The organism is Streptomyces sp. SPB162, assembly GCF_029504575.1.
GTDB lineage: Bacteria > Actinomycetota > Actinomycetes > Streptomycetales > Streptomycetaceae > Actinacidiphila.
Genome location: NZ_JAQFII010000001.1, coordinates 5,688,779 through 5,703,423, shown reverse-complemented (window position 1 = coordinate 5,703,423; position 14,645 = coordinate 5,688,779). Strand labels below are relative to the sequence as shown.

Annotated in this window: 11 protein-coding genes and 2 pseudogenes; 1 reads left to right on the top strand and 12 read right to left on the bottom strand. The window is 68.7% G+C overall.

All coding sequences use genetic code 11. The annotated features are described in order from the left end of the window. Positions 1 to 70: 70 nt before the first annotated feature. From pyrH to rpsB, 3 genes are all read right to left on the bottom strand, one after another. Positions 71 to 868 (bottom strand): UMP kinase, encoded by a 798-nt coding sequence (gene pyrH / locus M2266_RS25900; protein ID WP_277440344.1) that lies wholly within the window; start codon positions 866 to 868, stop codon positions 71 to 73. Positions 869 to 1,022: 154 nt separating this feature from the next. Further along, positions 1,023 to 1,859: a translation elongation factor Ts gene (gene tsf / locus M2266_RS25895; RefSeq protein ID WP_277440343.1), complete on the bottom strand. Its 837-nt coding sequence runs from the start codon at positions 1,857 to 1,859 to the stop codon at positions 1,023 to 1,025. 98 nt (positions 1,860 to 1,957) lie between these two features. Then, positions 1,958 to 2,896: a 30S ribosomal protein S2 gene (rpsB, locus tag M2266_RS25890; protein WP_277440342.1), complete on the bottom strand. Its 939-nt coding sequence runs from the start codon at positions 2,894 to 2,896 to the stop codon at positions 1,958 to 1,960. A gap of 256 nt (positions 2,897 to 3,152) precedes the next feature. Between rpsB and M2266_RS25885 the strand changes: the two are divergent. Next, positions 3,153 to 3,653 (top strand): annotated as a pseudogene (locus tag M2266_RS25885) (M23 family metallopeptidase); the annotation flags it as partial. A 109-nt stretch (positions 3,654 to 3,762) separates the two neighbouring features. On the opposite strand, the gene M2266_RS25880 reads toward M2266_RS25885, so the two are convergent. The 9 genes and pseudogenes from M2266_RS25880 to M2266_RS25840 all read right to left on the bottom strand — a co-directional run bounded on the left by M2266_RS25880 (position 3,763) and on the right by M2266_RS25840 (position 14,614). Then, positions 3,763 to 4,356, bottom strand: coding sequence for a TetR/AcrR family transcriptional regulator (locus tag M2266_RS25880; RefSeq protein ID WP_277441355.1), 594 nt, complete (start codon positions 4,354 to 4,356; stop codon positions 3,763 to 3,765). A gap of 50 nt (positions 4,357 to 4,406) precedes the next feature. Beyond that, the gene (gene whiG, locus M2266_RS25875; protein ID WP_277440341.1) at positions 4,407 to 5,243 is read right to left on the bottom strand and encodes an RNA polymerase sigma factor WhiG; all 837 of its coding nucleotides are present in this window, start codon (positions 5,241 to 5,243) and stop codon (positions 4,407 to 4,409) included. 266 nt (positions 5,244 to 5,509) lie between these two features. Then, positions 5,510 to 6,736: a DNA-processing protein DprA gene (gene dprA / locus M2266_RS25870; RefSeq protein WP_277440340.1), complete on the bottom strand. Its 1,227-nt coding sequence runs from the start codon at positions 6,734 to 6,736 to the stop codon at positions 5,510 to 5,512. Further along, positions 6,736 to 7,254: pseudogene (locus M2266_RS25865) on the bottom strand (ATP-binding protein); the annotation flags it as partial. The pseudogene M2266_RS25865 and the gene dprA, both read right to left, overlap by 1 nt. 53 nt (positions 7,255 to 7,307) lie before the next feature. Beyond that, positions 7,308 to 8,633, bottom strand: a complete 1,326-nt coding sequence (locus tag M2266_RS25860; RefSeq protein WP_277440339.1) for a hypothetical protein — start codon at positions 8,631 to 8,633, stop codon at positions 7,308 to 7,310. Positions 8,634 to 8,695: 62 nt separating this feature from the next. Next, positions 8,696 to 9,106: a hypothetical protein gene (locus M2266_RS25855; RefSeq protein ID WP_277440338.1), complete on the bottom strand. Its 411-nt coding sequence runs from the start codon at positions 9,104 to 9,106 to the stop codon at positions 8,696 to 8,698. Then, positions 9,103 to 11,196, bottom strand: coding sequence for a hypothetical protein (locus M2266_RS25850; RefSeq protein ID WP_277440337.1), 2,094 nt, complete (start codon positions 11,194 to 11,196; stop codon positions 9,103 to 9,105). The genes M2266_RS25855 and M2266_RS25850 overlap by 4 nt, the downstream gene beginning before the upstream one ends. After that, positions 11,196 to 13,109 carry a hypothetical protein gene (locus M2266_RS25845; RefSeq protein ID WP_277440336.1) on the bottom strand — a complete coding sequence of 638 codons (1,914 nt, stop codon included), beginning with the start codon at positions 13,107 to 13,109 and terminating at the stop codon, positions 11,196 to 11,198. The genes M2266_RS25850 and M2266_RS25845 overlap by 1 nt, the downstream gene beginning before the upstream one ends. Then, positions 13,106 to 14,614, bottom strand: a complete 1,509-nt coding sequence (locus M2266_RS25840) for a site-specific integrase (RefSeq protein ID WP_277440335.1) — start codon at positions 14,612 to 14,614, stop codon at positions 13,106 to 13,108. Before M2266_RS25840 ends, M2266_RS25845 begins: the two co-directional genes overlap by 4 nt. Positions 14,615 to 14,645: the final 31 nt, after the last annotated feature.

Sequence of the window (14,645 nt, the reverse complement as noted above, 5' to 3'; positions counted from 1 at the left end):
TGGCCCCTGCGCGCGTCTTTCCTGCACGGTGTCCGACCGGCAGCCTGTTGTCCATCCCCGGTGCGGGCGGTTAGGCCCGCGTCCCCTGGTCGTTGACGAGCGTGCCGATCTTCTCACCCTTTACGGCTCGCGAGATGTTGCCCTCGGCGAGCAGTTCGAAGACGAGGATCGGCAGCTTGTTGTCGCGGCACAGGGTGATCGCGGTGGCGTCGGCGACCTTGAGGTCCCGCGAGATGACCTCGCTGTACTCCAAGGCGTCGTACTTGACCGCGTCCGGGTTGTGCTTGGGGTCGGAGTCGTAGACCCCGTCCACCCCGTTCTTGCCCATGAGCAGCGCCTGGGCGTCGATCTCCAGGGCGCGCTGCGCGGCGGTGGTGTCGGTGGAGAAGTACGGCATGCCCATACCGGCGCCGAAGATGACGACGCGGCCCTTCTCCAGGTGCCGCACGGCGCGCAGCGGGATGTACGGCTCGGCGACCTGGCCCATCGTGATGGCGGTCTGCACGCGGGTCTCGATGCCTTCCTTCTCCAGGAAGTCCTGGAGGGCGAGGCAGTTCATGACGGTGCCGAGCATGCCCATGTAGTCCGAGCGGGCCCGGTCCATGCCACGCTGCTGGAGCTCGGCGCCGCGGAAGAAGTTGCCACCGCCGATGACGATGGCGATCTCGTAGCCCTCTTGGACGACGGCGGCGATCTCGCGGGCGATCGCGTGGACGACGTCCGGGTCGACGCCCAGTCCGCCGCCTCCGGCGAAGGCCTCGCCGGACAACTTCAGCAGGTACCGGCTCCGCGGGGTTCCGGTGCCGGGCGCGGTGCCCGTTCCGGAGTCGCTGGCCTTGTCGGCGGCCTTGTCGGCGCCCTCATCCATGGAGATCTCCTCATGCGCGTACGAAGAAGGCCATTGCCGTGGGTCCACGTGGGTTCCCTCTACGGCAATGGCCTCCTCGTCACTACTGCGGTCGGCCGGCGGGCGGCCGACCGCGTCCGACCCTAGCGGGGTCGTCGGTCATTCGCTGGCTGGCTCAGACGCCGACGCGGAAACGCGCGAAGCGCTTCAGCGTGACACCGGCCTCGTCCAGAACCTTCTGGACGGTCTTCTTGCTGTCCTTCGCGAAGGACTGCTCAAGGACGGAGTTCTCCTTGACGTAGCCCGTGACGCGGCCCTCGACGATGCGGGCGAGCGCGGCCTCCGGCTTGCCCTCCTCGCGCGCGGTGGCCTCGGCGACGCGGCGCTCGTTCTCGAGCACGTCGGCGGGGATGTCCTCGCGGGACAGGTAGAGCGGCGAGAACGCGGCGATGTGCTGCGCGACGTCCTTCGCGACCTGCGCGTTCTCCTTGTCCAGCTCGACCAGCACGCCGACCTGCGGGGGCAGGTCCGGGCTGGTGCGGTGCAGGTAGGAGGCGACGTAGCCGTCGGTGAACTGCGCGAAGCGGCTCAGCACGATCTTCTCGCCGAGGGTGGCGTTGGCCTCGTCGACGAACGCCTGGACGGTCTGGCCGTCCTTGATCTCGGAGGCGAGCAGCGCCTCGAGGTCGGCGGGCTTGGTGGCGGCGACGTGCGCGGCCAGCGCGTCGGCGACGGTGACGAACTTGTCACCCTTCGCGACGAAGTCGGTCTCGCAGTTGAGCTCGAGGAGGACACCCTCGGAAGCGCCGTCCGCGATCAGGGAGACGACGGCACCGTTGGAGGCCGAACGGCCTTCGCGCTTGGTGACGCCCTTCTGGCCCTTGACGCGGAGGATGTCGACGGCCTTGTCCAGGTCGCCTTCGGCCTCTACGAGAGCGTTCTTGCAGTCCATCATGCCGGCGGCAGTCAGCTCGCGGAGCTTCTTGACGTCAGCGGCGGTGAAGTTCGCCATGGTCGTTAGGTCTCTTCCCGATGAGAGTCGGTTGATCTACGGGTGGACGGCGGGGGCAGAAGCCCCCGCCGTCGTCACGCGTACTGGAAGGCGGAGCCTCAGGCCTTGTCGGCCTCGGCGGCCGGGGCGTCGGCCTCGGCAGCGGGCGCCTCGGCAGCGGGCGTCTCGGCGTCGGCGACAGCCTCGGTGACCGTCTCGGCCTCGGCGTCGGCGACGGCCGCGGTCTCGGCACCGGACTCGACGGGAGCCTCGGTCTCCTTGGCCTTCTCACCCTCGAGGAGCTCGCGCTCCCACTCGGCGAGCGGCTCAGCGGCGCCTTCGGCCTTCTTGTCACCGGTGGCGGCACCGGAGCGGGCGATGAGGCCCTCGGCGACGGCGTCGGCGATCACGCGGGTGAGCAGCGTGACGGAGCGGATCGCGTCGTCGTTGCCCGGGATCTTGTAGTCGACCTCGTCGGGGTCGCAGTTGGTGTCGAGGATCGCGACGACCGGGATGCGCAGCTTGCGCGCCTCACCGACGGCGATGTGCTCCTTCTTGGTGTCCACGATCCAGACGGCGCTGGGTACCTTCTGCATCTCGCGGATACCGCCGAGGGTCTTCTCGAGCTTGTCCTTCTCGCGGGAGAGGACGAGGAGCTCCTTCTTGGTGAGGCCGGAGGCGGCCACATCCGTGAAGTCGATCTCCTCGAGCTCCTTCAGGCGCTGCAGGCGCTTGTAGACGGTCGAGAAGTTCGTGAGCATGCCGCCCAGCCACCGCTGGTTGACGTAGGGCATGCCGACGCGCGAGGCCTGCTCGGCGATGGCTTCCTGCGCCTGCTTCTTGGTGCCGATGAACATGATGGAGCCGCCGTGGGCGACGGTCTCGCGGACGAACTCGTAGGCGCGGTCGATGTACGACAGCGACTGGAGCAGGTCGATGATGTAGATGCCGTTGCGCTCCGTGAAGATGAAACGCTTCATCTTCGGGTTCCAACGACGGGTCTGGTGACCGAAGTGGACGCCGCTTTCCAGCAGCTCCCGCATCGTGACGACGGCCATGGCCGCGCTCCTTGAGATACTCGGTTATCGCGGCGGCCGGACGGCCGTCGCGCCTGACGCCCCGACGCGCCGTGCCACGAGGGACCGAGGGGCGCGGCCACCCTTCACGAGGAAGTCGGTGGCGGGGCGTGCGAAGTCGATCCAGTGACCCGGATCGCCAGGGAAAGTGTACGTGACCGGCGGAGTGCGGAACGACAGCTTCTCGAGCCCCAGGTTTATCCACAGGCCGCACCCATGATCGTCTTTGGCGGCCGGAATGCGGGACCGTCGGAGCATGGTTCCTTCCCCCGTTCTCCCGCTGATTCTGCCGCTGTGCCTCTCCGTGCTCACCGCGCTGGCCTTCGTCGTACCGCTGCCGGGCGCTGGCTCCGGCAGACCTGCCGAGGTGCCCGCGCCCGACGCCCGGAGCTGGCCGGTCGGCGGCCGTGACGGCGGACCGCCGGTGGTGGAGCGCGGGTTCGAGCCACCCTCGTCTCCGTGGGGCAGCGGGCACCGGGGAGTGGACCTCCGCGCGGGGCCGGGCACTCCGGTGCGGTCGGCCGCGCCGGGGAGGGTGTCGTTCGCCGGTCCGGTGGGAGGCGTCGACGTGGTCTCGGTGCTGCTGCCGGACGGGCGGCGCACCACCTATGAGCCGGTGCGGGCCCTGGTCGCGGTGGGTGACGAGGTGGCCGCGGGCCGCCGGGTGGGGGTGCTGGAGCACGGGCCGTGGCACTGCCCGGCGGGCTGTCTGCACTGGGGGTTGTTGCGCGGGGACGTCTACCTCGACCCGCTGACCCTGCTGCCGGACTGGATGAAGCGCGGCGGCCGGTCCCGGCTGCTGCCGGTGTTCGGCGTTCCCGAGCCGCGAGTCGGTGCTGCTGCCGTGGCTACGCGACGTCGGGGACGGACGCCGGGTCCGAGGCGGGGCTCCGCACTCCGTGCAACGCCATCGCGACCGCGGCCTCGACGATCCGGTCCGGGACCTCGGCGGCGCCCAGCTCGATCCGCCGCACCGCGGCGTCCACGACGCCCTGCAGCAGCATGGCCGTCAGGCGCGGCTCCTCGTGTCCGAGGTCGCCCAGCGCCTCGACCACCATGGCGACCAGACCGCCGTGCGCCGCGCGGATCTTCTCGCGGGCCCCGGCGTCCAGCTCGCCCGCCGAGATGGCCACCACGGCACGGTGCCGCCGGTCCCCGACCAGCGTGAGCTGGCTGCGTACATACGCCTCGATCTTGGCGCCGGCGCCGTCGGCGGCCTCCATCGCCGCCTCGACCTCGGCGGCCCAGACCGGGAAGTCGACGGAGCACAGTGCCTCGACGACGGCCGCCCGGGACCGGAAGTACTCGTAGACGGACGAGCGCGCGAGGCCGGTGCGCTCGGCCAGGGCGGGGAAAGTCAGCGCCTCCGTGCCGCCTTCGGTCAGGAGGGATCGGGCGGCGTCCAGCAGGGCGTCGCGCTGCATCGTCCGGTGCTCGGCCACCGAGGCCGCTCGAATCCTGGGCACCCGTCCACTGTAGGCGGTGGCCGACGTCAGCGACCGACGTCCGCCAGCTTCGCGCGCAACTGGAGCACCGATTTGGTGTGGATCTGGCTGACCCGGCTCTCCGTGACACCGAGCACCGAGCCGATCTCGGCGAGGGTGAGCCCCTCGTAGTAGTAGAGCGTCACGACGGTCTTCTCGCGCTCCGGGAGGGTGTTCACCGCGCGCGCCAACAGCCGGCGCAGCTCGCGGTCCTCCGCGACCTCCACCGGGTTGTCGGCGCCGGTGTCCTCCAGGGTGTCGCCCAGGCTGAGCCGGTCACCGCTGTCACCGCCGACGTGCAGCAGCTCCTCAAGCGCCACCACGTTCGCCAGCGACAACGCGCTGAACACTCCGTGCAGCTCCTCCAGGGGGACGCCCAGCTCGGCGGCGACCTCGGACTCGCTGGGGGTGCGCCGCAGCGAGGCCTCCAGGGTGGCGTAGGCCCGCTCCACCGCCCGCGCCTTCTGGCGCACGGAGCGCGGGATCCAGTCCAGCGCCCGCAGTTCGTCGATCATCGCGCCGCGGATCCGGGTGATCGCGTACGTCTCGAACTTGATCGCCCGTTCCGGGTCGAACTTCTCGATGGCATCGATGAGCCCGAAGACCCCCGAGGAGACGAAGTCGGCCTGCTCGACGTTGGCGGGCAGACCGACGCTGACCCGCCCCGCGACGTACTTCACCAGCGGCGAGTAGTGCAGGATCAGCTGCTCCCGGAGCTTCGCGTCCGCCGTGGACTTGTAGGTCCGCCACAGCGCGTCGAGCGCGGTGGGGCCGGCGGGACGGGGGACACTGCGCGCGGCGGTGGCCGCCGTGGCCCGGTCCGGCCCGGGGGGATGCTGGGGCATGCGTCCTCTTGTGCCGTTCTGCCGAGACGTAGGCGGAAAATGGAGTCAATGGGAGCGTAGCGTGACCATAGTGTCGCTTATTGCTACGACTTCCGTGTGGGGCATGCGCAGATACGTTCCGCTGAGGGGTTCGGGGGTGCGAGTCCACGGCGAGTCCCCGCGAGGGAATGTTGAGCAAGCATGCATTCCCTGCGCCGACTCCACACCGCTTCACCCGATTGCCGCAGGTCAACCACCTTCCCTTGAGATGCTCCGTGTTGACCGGGTCACCCGGCCCGGGGAACCGGCCGGTTCCGGGGGAAACGCGTCAACTTCCATCGTTCTCCGTCCCGTTCCACAAAGCCCAGCGCCTGCAACTCGTAGAGGCGTCCGAGCGTGTCGTCCTTTCGGGTGCCCGAGGTGCGGGCGATCTGCTCAACGCCGGCGCCACCCCGGGCGGGCAGCGCCTCCAGCACCCGCGTGGCATCGGCCTCCAGCAGGTCCCTTGCCAGCACCGGACCAATCCGCTCGGGCGCCAGGTCACCGCCGATCCGGCCGACCATCTCGACGACCTCCGCCGCGTCGGTCACCAGCGCCGCCTCGTTGCGCAGCAGTTCGTGCACGCCCGCCGAAAGGCCCGAGGTGCACGGGCCCGGCACGCCCATCGTCAGCCGTCCCAGCTCACGGGCGTACCGCGCGGTGATCAGCGAGCCGCTGCGGTGCTGTGCCTCGACCACCACCGTGCCGCGTGTGAGGGCGGCGATGACGCGGTTGCGGAGCACGAACCTGCTGCGGGTCGGGTGGGAGCCCGGTGGCAACTCCCCAACGATCAGGCCCTGTTCCGCGATCCGGGAGATCAGGGCGGCGTGCCCCGGCGGATAGGGCACATCCGCGCCGCAGGCGAGCACCGCGATAGTCCCTCCGGTCGCCGACAGCGCGCCCCTGTGGGCCGCCCCGTCCACCCCGTACGCGGCGCCGGACACCACCACCCAGCCCGCCTCGGCCAGCCCCGCGCCCAGTCTGGCCGCCATATGGGCGCCGTAGTCCGTACAGGCCCTGGCGCCCACCACCGCGACCGACCGCAGGGCCCACATCCGCAGCTTCGGTCTCCCCCGCACCCACAAGCCGTAGGGCCGTCCGACGCCGAGATCGTCCAGCTGCGCCGGCCAGTCAGCGTCGCCCGGACACACGAAGCGCCCGCCGAGTGCGTCGATCGCGGCCAGGTCGGCCGCCGGGTCCAGCGCTCCGGCCCGGATCCGGTACCCGGCCATCCGCTGCTCGCTCGCTCCCGGCAGCGGTACCCCGGCCAGGACGTCCGTCACCACCTCCCGCGGGTCGCGGTCCCGCAGCCACGCGCCCATGGTCTCGTCGCCCGGGTCGGCGATCCGGGTCAGCGCGGCTCGCGACAGCCGCTCCTCGTCACCGACGCCACGGACTTCGCCACCAGGAACCGCGGCACCGATGTCGTACCCGTCACACCCGTCGCCAACAGCACCGACGTCGTAGACCGCCATCAGCCACCACCTCCCGCGACGGCCGGCACACCGCGGGAGATGCCGGTCCGCAGTTGCAGGGCCTCGGCCATCTCCGGCGGGCCGGGCCGCTCGGCGCCCGCGAGGTCCGCGATCGTCCAGGCCACCCTCAGGACGCGGTCCAGCCCCCGGGCGGTGAGCAGGCCGCGCTCCATGTCCCTCTCGGCCTCCCGCAACCCGGCCGGGCCCACCTGCCAGCGCGTGCGCAGCTCATGGCCGGGCACCTCGCTGTTGGTCCGCCACGGAGTCTCCGCGTACCGCGCCGTCGCCCGTTCCCTCGCCAGCCGCACCCGGTCCGCGACCCGCGCCGTCGGCTCGGAGCCCGCGGCTCCCTCGATCAGTTCGGTACGGGTCACCGCCTCGACCTGGACCCGGAGATCCACCCGATCCAGGAGCGGCCCGGACAGCCTCGCCTGGTACCGGCGGACCGCGGCCGGCGAGCAGTCGCACCCCAGCCCCAGCAGCGAATGCCGACCGCACGGACAGGGGTTCGCCGCGAGGTTGTGGCTATGGTTTGGAGCTGACCGTTGACCGCTGACAGTGCCGGATGCGACTACCGGCTCTGGGCAGCATCGATGAGGATCTGCGCGATCTCCCGAAGGGGATCCCAGCGCTCGTCCAGTGGCACCTGTCCAGCTTCCGCAGCGTCAAGCAGGGCATCGATCCTCTCTTCGACGTAGCGCTTGTTCTGCAGCTCTCCCTGCCATGTGTTCACCGATTTGTTCAGCGATGTCCACTGGATGGGGACGGGATTTCCGTCAGGGCCGATGAGGCACTCCAGGCCGAAGTAGAACTCGACGGAGCATGCTCGGCCGTTGACGTCGTCCTGGCCTGGGCCCGAAGGCCCGTGGGTTGGATAAGCGCGCGCGTAGTCCAGATCGGGCAGATTGCGAGCGATGTAGTTCTTGGGAAGTGCCGGGTTGGCCAAGGTCTTCAGTGCAGCCAGTCCAGCCGCATCGTTATCGACGAGGGCGATGACACGGTTCATCACACCTGCGGCTGCGAAGCTCCTGAGGTTGGCGACCACCCGGTCCGTCCCGCCGGCTGCCTTGGTCTCCTCAAGGTCCCAGAAGGCGAAGTAGCCAGCGATGTCGGGCCTGACGATAGGTAGCGCCCGGCCCAGGACACGGGAGTCGTACTTCCCCTCGGTGATGACGATGATGGGTCCACTGCTCGCCGTCTCATCTCGCAGCTGCTGGAGGGCCTCGGTCGAGACCGCCTCGCTGCTCTCAAAGTAGCCAGCCATGAGGAGCTGGCTCAGGTCGAGCTGTAGTACCTCTTTAGGATCCTGAGAGCGAAGGATCAGAGCAAGGAAAAGCCTCGGATCGACTGCAAGGTCATCAAAGAAGAAGTCCAGCTGCGAAACGCAAATTTCATCCAGCTCGGCCAGCTTTATGAGACCGTCCCCCACTTTCCAGTTCCCGAAGGCCTCCGCTCGCTTGTGATAGGCCGCGATCCCCGTGTCCAGGACCTCGGCGGCAGAGACCCGATGACAGATCTCCTCCTTGCGCTCGCGTGTGGGACGACCCCTGAGCACAAGGAGACCGTCCTCGATGTCATCCTCGTTGACGCCTTCGAGATCCTTGATCATCTCTTGGCTGCATCGATCGGGATCGAAGCCCATCAGCTTGAGACGGGCCATGATCGTCTGGACTGTGGTCCGGTAACCGAAGAGCTCGCGATGGTCGAAGCCCTCGAAATCGTCGAGCTCGCCCCACGCTGTCTCATCACGCGCGTTGACCTCGTCGACGCGCTGAGCCCATTCGAGGTGCAGGTACTTGTCTTCCTCACGGAAGACCGTCATCAGCTTGGCAGGCGTCTCGTTCTTCCCCATCCTGATCTGTCTGTCGCCCAGCATCAGGCCCCAGGTGTCCCCCATGCGCCTCTCCGATCGGTGTGCTGCGAGATCATTTGGTGCTCATAGTTTCAAACGTTGACCTTTCAGGGTCGTGGTTGCCGAGCTGGGCCGATGTGGGTGACCTTGGCGGACGCTTCCAGTGCTTGCCGTAGCTGTGCGTTCTCAGAAGCGAGGCGTTGGATCTGGGCCGCAGCAAGCTTCAGATGTCCTTTGAGGGTTCGATTGGCGATCTTGAGCTTGGCGTTTCTCGCGACGACCATGTCGAGCCGGCTTTGACGCTCCTCGCCGGAGGAGCCGCCTGACGAGGATCGGCTCTCGGTGACCTCGCGAGCGATGTGGGGGAAGTGGCGGCGGAACGTCGTGTTGCTCAAGCCGAGCTTCCTGGCCAGGGCGAGGACGCTGGGGGCCTTGCCTTCGTCGGCTGCCTGTCGTCGGAGCTCTTCGAGGACGGCGCGGACCCTGAGTTCTGAGGGGACTGCGAGTTGGCGGGTCATGCGGTCGCCTCCAGGTGCGGGGTGTTGCGGGCGAGGAAGGCGACGATCTCGTCCCGTCGTTCGATGAGCCGGTGTCGCAGGAGGGGCGGCATGATGCGCCGGGTCTTGAGGCGGCGTTCGATGCGGTGGATCTCCTTCTGCCAGGCGGCGATGTTCGCGGGCGTGAGGGCGACGTTGCGGCAGGAGAGTGGGCGGCATGCGCCGTGGTCAGGAAGGCCTTCTGACCGGCCTCGGCGAGCCTTTTCGCAGAGGGCCTTGGTGTGGTCGTGGACGCAGGTGACGTACTTCCCGGGATAGATCGCGGGCTCGTGCCGCTCCATGATCCGCTGGAGTCGGCGCTCGTCGAGGGCGACCTGCCCCTGGAAGCGAGCCCGGTGGCCGAACGCTTCCAGCCGCTCGGCGGCCTCTTCTGCGGCCGGTCCGCTCAGCGCGGTGTGCTCGTGAGCGTCGATCATGGCCATGAGGTGCTCGCCTCGGGCGAGGGCTTGTTCGCTTTCGACCTCCGCCCGGAATCCGGCCTCGCTGGTTCCTGCATAGCCTTCGAAGACTTGAACGCTGTGGTGGCGGTAGGCAAGGGCGCCGGCGATCGTGCCGCCTGGGCGGCGGGCGATGAACCAGGCCAGCGTTCGCCTGAACTGCGAGGTCACGAGTCGGAAGGTTCGCCGGTTGACCTGAGGGACGGCGTCGGCTCGCTCGTGCTGCGAGCAGTAGTCGTTCACCCAGGCCACGAATTCGTTGAGCTGGGTGTTGGTGGAGGAGTTGGTCAGGGCTCGCTCGGTGGCCTTGCGGTCAAGGCTGCCGGGACTGAAGTCCGTGCAGGACATCAGGACGTGGACGTCCGGGCGGTGCAGCCGTTCCAGAGCGGTGACGGCTCGGGCAACGGGTTCGCCGACGCTCCAGGTCGCCGGGACTCCTGCGGCGTCGTCCTCGCCTTTGAAGGCGAGGCTGTTGATCTTCCAGCGGTAAGGGATCTGATCTTCGTCGCGCTCGATGGTGAGGCAGCCTCGGCGGAGGTGCTTGATCTCGCTGTCGCGCATGCCGGAGAGGTAGGCGATGACGATGTAGCAGGCGATATGCAGGTGCCGTGCCAGTGCGGCAAGGCTGTTGCGGTGGGTGTGGTGGGTGGCGATGCCCTCGACCCATGGCCTGCCGTCCGCATCCAGGGTGATGGGGATCGCGAAGAACGTGGTCGCGGAGATGCCGACGGCCGCGACTGCCTCGTCGATCAAGTCACGGTGGTGGTCCAGTGAGGCCCGTGAACATCCAAGGGTCCGTGCGAGGTGCAGCTTGTTCAGTTTGCCGTCCAGTCCGGGCAGCGCTCGGCCGGCGGCAACGTGTTCGTCCAGCAGTGCGCCAAGGGCCTGCCGCAGGTTTCTGCTCTGGTGGAAGCCTGGGCCTGACCTATCCCCGCGGCGTTGGCGCCAGGCATCGACGGCGGTCAGGATGTCCGGCGAGAACTCGTCGATGAACCGCAGGGCCCAGGCGAACAGCGGACCGAGGACCTGTTCGGGAATCCGGGAGGTGGAGTTCTCCCCCGCCCTCGACCGGGACTTGGACTCGCCCCAGCCGTCGACGTGCCGCGGGTCAAAGCGGAGACGGTCGGCCGTGAGCACGGTCCGCCACCGCCAGAACTGGCGGACCGCTGCCCGCGCCCGCGTCCGGCCGCCCTCCTTCTTCAGGACGGTGGTCAGAAACCGCTGGTAGTCCAGCAGGTCGTCTCCGGTCAGGTCGCGAAGGACCGTGGGACGGGCCTCCATCCAGTCCAGGAAACGGATGATCTCCCCGAACCACGCGTAGACGCTCTCGGGCGCCGGCCAGTCTTCGCCCGGCGGCAGCGGGCCGGACAACATGCCGTAGCAGATTTCCTTGATCACGACCCGGAAGCGGGCAGGGATGCGTACGAATCTCAGGCTCATCTGCCGGCTCTGGTTCTTCAGCAGCACCGGCGTCAGCGGCCAGACGTCGGCGTCGAAGCGTGCGGTGTCCTCAAGCCGGAATTCGGGACGCAACTGCCGTGCGTGCAGGACGAACGGGTTGGCGTCCAACGAGGTCCGGTCCGGCTCGGCGCCGGCGAAGGTCAGCAAGGACATCACAGCTCCCACGGGTTCTCGGTCAGGTCCAGCAGGTCGTCGGTGGCCTTGGCTGCCGCCGCCTTCTTCACCTCGGCCGGGGTGAATTTGGCGAGGATGTCGCGGCGGATCGCCGCCCAGGCGGGCCCGTAGCGTTTCCACCAGTCGTCGACTGACAGATGCCTGCGGCGAGCCACGAGGGCGTCCAGCAGACCGAGCAGGTGAGGCAGGTGGTCGCGGGTGATCAAGCAGTTGCCGCAGTGGAAGCAGTCCAGGAAGGTGACCTGGCAAGGGGCCTCAGTGACCGGGTGGTGATCATGGTCCGTGCAGGCCGTCCAACCGGTGTCCAGCTGGCCGGCCGCTGCTTGTTCGGCGGTCTCCGGATCCAGACCCGCAGCCGTCAGGCTCTCCGGGCTGACCGGACCCGAGACGACTTTCAACGTGTTCCCGGCGATCTTGAGGGCCTGCTGGTGGGCGTGCAGAGCGGCCTGTTCGGCATCGACCAGTGCCTCGCCGAGGACTTCCTCAGCCCATTCGGTGATCACGGGATCACCGCTGAGGTAGTGGCGGAACAGGACCGCCATGGTGTTGCTCTTCGCTGCTGACGGCAGATGGCCGCCCATCCGCTTGGTCCGCCGCACTTCCATGCTGGTCTTGAGCCGGTTGAAGGTCACCTGGAGCGGAACCCGTTCGCCGCCGGGCCCGGGGTCGGCCAGCAGCGGACGTGGTCTGTCAGCGGCCCAGCGCGGCATCAGCAGGGTTACTCCTTGCAGCGACCGCGCGAACGGGGCGCAATGTTCCTCCCGGCCCTGAACTCCGGCTCTCGTGCCGTGGCGCCAGACGCAGACCGCGAGATCCGACTCGCAGAACTGCCTGCTGCGGGCAGCGAGTTGAAGCAGCAGCAGGTAGAAGCCCCCGGCGGTGTGCAGCTGCCGATTCGCCGGACCGATCTCCCAGGTGACCGTCTCGAACCACCGCTTCGGACCACGGCGCCGCTTGACCACCCGGACCTCCACCGCCTTCCCCTCCAAGACGCGGTGCCGGGCCGGAAGCTCCTTGACGGTCTCGCCGTTGCGCTCGGCCAGGGCAGCCATCAGCAGCAGGAGAGGCACCAAGTCATCCAGCGTCAGAAACAGCCGACCCGCCCAGGCCAGGCGTTCGGGCAGCGCTTCATGGACCGGCCCGGGGAACGAGGGGACCTCGCCGGTGGCAGCCATGTGCGCCAGCTGCTGGCCCTCTGCCCGTTGCTCTTCGCTGAGCGTCTGCGGTTCCTCCTGAAAGCGCCGCAACAGCTCCTCACCAGCGGCGATGCGATTGCGGATGCGTGCGCAGTCCGCTCGCAGAGCGGCCATGAGCCGGGCCAGTTCACCGTCGGAGTAGCCCACCGTGTCGGTCTTTGGCCGCTTCTCGGACGTCGCTTGGCGGGCCTTCTTCTTGATCCTCGTGTCCGGCAGGCGTCGCTTCAGGCAGTCCGTGGCGTCCGGGCTGATCAGAGGGGCGATCCCGGGAAGGACGAACAGCGAGTGGATCTCGCGGAGGTCGGTCGTGACGGTCGTCGGTGCAGACTCGGCGCGAGCGTCAAGGAAGGCTTCCAGGTGCTTGCTGGTCAGGTCCTGCGGCCTCGCCGGCGGGACGGGTAGCTTCGCCAGGAAGCGCATCAGTCGGCCCAGGCTCTGCCAGGCGCTGGTGGCCGAAGACAGCGTGCGTCGACCGCCGTCGGGACCGGTCCGCTGGGCGAAGGCCGCGGCCAGCGCGGGGCGCCAGTCGGGCAACGGCCGGGTGCCGCAGTCGAACCGGCCCTTCCGGCCGTCGTCGCCGTGGAAGTCGACAACCAGGTCCGGATTCCCCGCCGGGGTGGCCGGGACGGCGTAGTCCCCCTGGGGCAGGGCGGCCCGCCGGCCAGGTCCCGTACTTCCGCGTCCCGCGCGCCTCATTCCTCGACTCCCGGGGCGAGGGCGTCGTCCCCGAGCTGGGCCAGCGGGGTGTCGCGCGGGTCCTCCCAGACGTCGGGGACCAACGCCATGCGAGTCTCCATCTCCAACTCCTGCAAGGCGTGCAGATAGATCAAAGTGGTGAGGATCGACCGGTGTCCGAGTCTGCGGCGGACCCAGTCCAACGGGTCCCCGAAGATCCTCACGTAGTGGCCGCGCTGGTACTGATTCATCGCGCCGAGCTGGGCGATGTGGGCGCGCTGAAGTTGTTCGAGGGTGACGACCGCGAACGTGTGACGCAATAGGTGGGCGTGGGCCGCGAGGTCAAGACCGGCCGCGCGGCAGCGTTCGTTGGCCGTGGTGAACATGGCCTTCCAGCCCGAGACCGACATCGGCATGCCGTCCTCGGTCAGCCAGAGCATCGCCGGCTCCAGTCCTTTGTCCGTCTCCCGCAGCAGCCGGTAGCGCTCGGCCGGGGTCAGGTCGCTCAGCCGCATCCGTGTGATCCCGCTGGCAGACAGCGCGTGGACGACCTCCGGCCGGTCCGGGTCGCTGATCACCAAGGGACGGCGGATGCGCTGGTAGCGGCCCGCCGCCTGGGCCCGCTCCACGGCGTCCGCCCGGTCCCACTGCACGTAGTCGGCGATGTCCAGCACCATGCTGTGCGGGACGTAAACCCAGCGCGCAGAGAAGTTCTTCGCGATGGCTCCCGGCAGCCAAAAGCGCTGGTAGCCAGTCACATCGGTGCGGGAGGGAACCTCGAAGACGGAGAGGCATGACTGTTCGGTCAGGCGCTCTCCCGTGCGCACCATCAGGTCGGAGAAGGCCGTGTTGCGAGAGGCCCACCGGCCCCGGAAGTGACCGGACGGCAGTCCGTCCGGACCATAGCCACGGAGTCCGACGTCCCGCCAGAGCCGGTAGGTCCGCGGCGGCATCCACTCAATGCGCTCGCCGTTCTCGTCGTGCGCATAGGTGGCAGGCACCGTCGCCGACGCGCGAGGGCCCAGCACCGTGCCCGGCGGACCGGGCTTGGCCAGACGCTGTGGAATAGGGTTTTCCGTCACATGTCCCTTGCGGACCGCCCACTCGAAGAACTGGTTAACGAGGGCGACTTCCTGGTTCCAGGTATCGCCCTCGACCCGTGGCCCGGCCTCGTCGCGCCGCCGCCACTGGTGGAATGCGATGTGATCAGCCTCCGTGGCCTGCCGCCACGACTTCCCTCCGCGCGCGACGTGCAAAAAGCCGCAGAAGCGGGCCAGCGCTCGCGCTCGGTTCGCGTTGCTGTTCCACGGGGCGGTCAGCAGATTCGCCTGAAAGAAGTACGAGTTGAGCACCACGTCGTACTCGAAACGCGGTGAGAGCAGGTACGGCAGCCCGTCGGGAACCCCTGCCTCATCCAGCCACGAAACGCACCCCTCCCGGGCTTCGTACAGGTAGGGAGGCACGTCCTCAAGCTCGGGTAAGTCCCGGCTGGCGAAGTGCACTGTCCACGTCGATTCGATCCGCATCGGCGGAAGCTACACCGGTCAGTGACCGCCT

Coding starts and splice junctions, on each gene's coding strand:
- pyrH (WP_277440344.1), bottom strand. CDS start 868: ATGGATGAGGGCGCCGACAAGGCCGCCGACAAGGCCAGCGACTCCGGA.
- tsf (WP_277440343.1), bottom strand. CDS start 1,859: ATGGCGAACTTCACCGCCGCTGACGTCAAGAAGCTCCGCGAGCTGACT.
- rpsB (WP_277440342.1), bottom strand. CDS start 2,896: ATGGCCGTCGTCACGATGCGGGAGCTGCTGGAAAGCGGCGTCCACTTC.
- whiG (WP_277440341.1), bottom strand. CDS start 5,243: ATGCCCCAGCATCCCCCCGGGCCGGACCGGGCCACGGCGGCCACCGCC.
- dprA (WP_277440340.1), bottom strand. CDS start 6,736: ATGGCGGTCTACGACGTCGGTGCTGTTGGCGACGGGTGTGACGGGTAC.
- M2266_RS25860 (WP_277440339.1), bottom strand. CDS start 8,633: ATGGGGGACACCTGGGGCCTGATGCTGGGCGACAGACAGATCAGGATG.
- M2266_RS25855 (WP_277440338.1), bottom strand. CDS start 9,106: ATGACCCGCCAACTCGCAGTCCCCTCAGAACTCAGGGTCCGCGCCGTC.
- M2266_RS25850 (WP_277440337.1), bottom strand. CDS start 11,196: ATGTCCTTGCTGACCTTCGCCGGCGCCGAGCCGGACCGGACCTCGTTG.
- M2266_RS25845 (WP_277440336.1), bottom strand. CDS start 13,109: ATGAGGCGCGCGGGACGCGGAAGTACGGGACCTGGCCGGCGGGCCGCC.
- M2266_RS25840 (WP_277440335.1), bottom strand. CDS start 14,614: ATGCGGATCGAATCGACGTGGACAGTGCACTTCGCCAGCCGGGACTTA.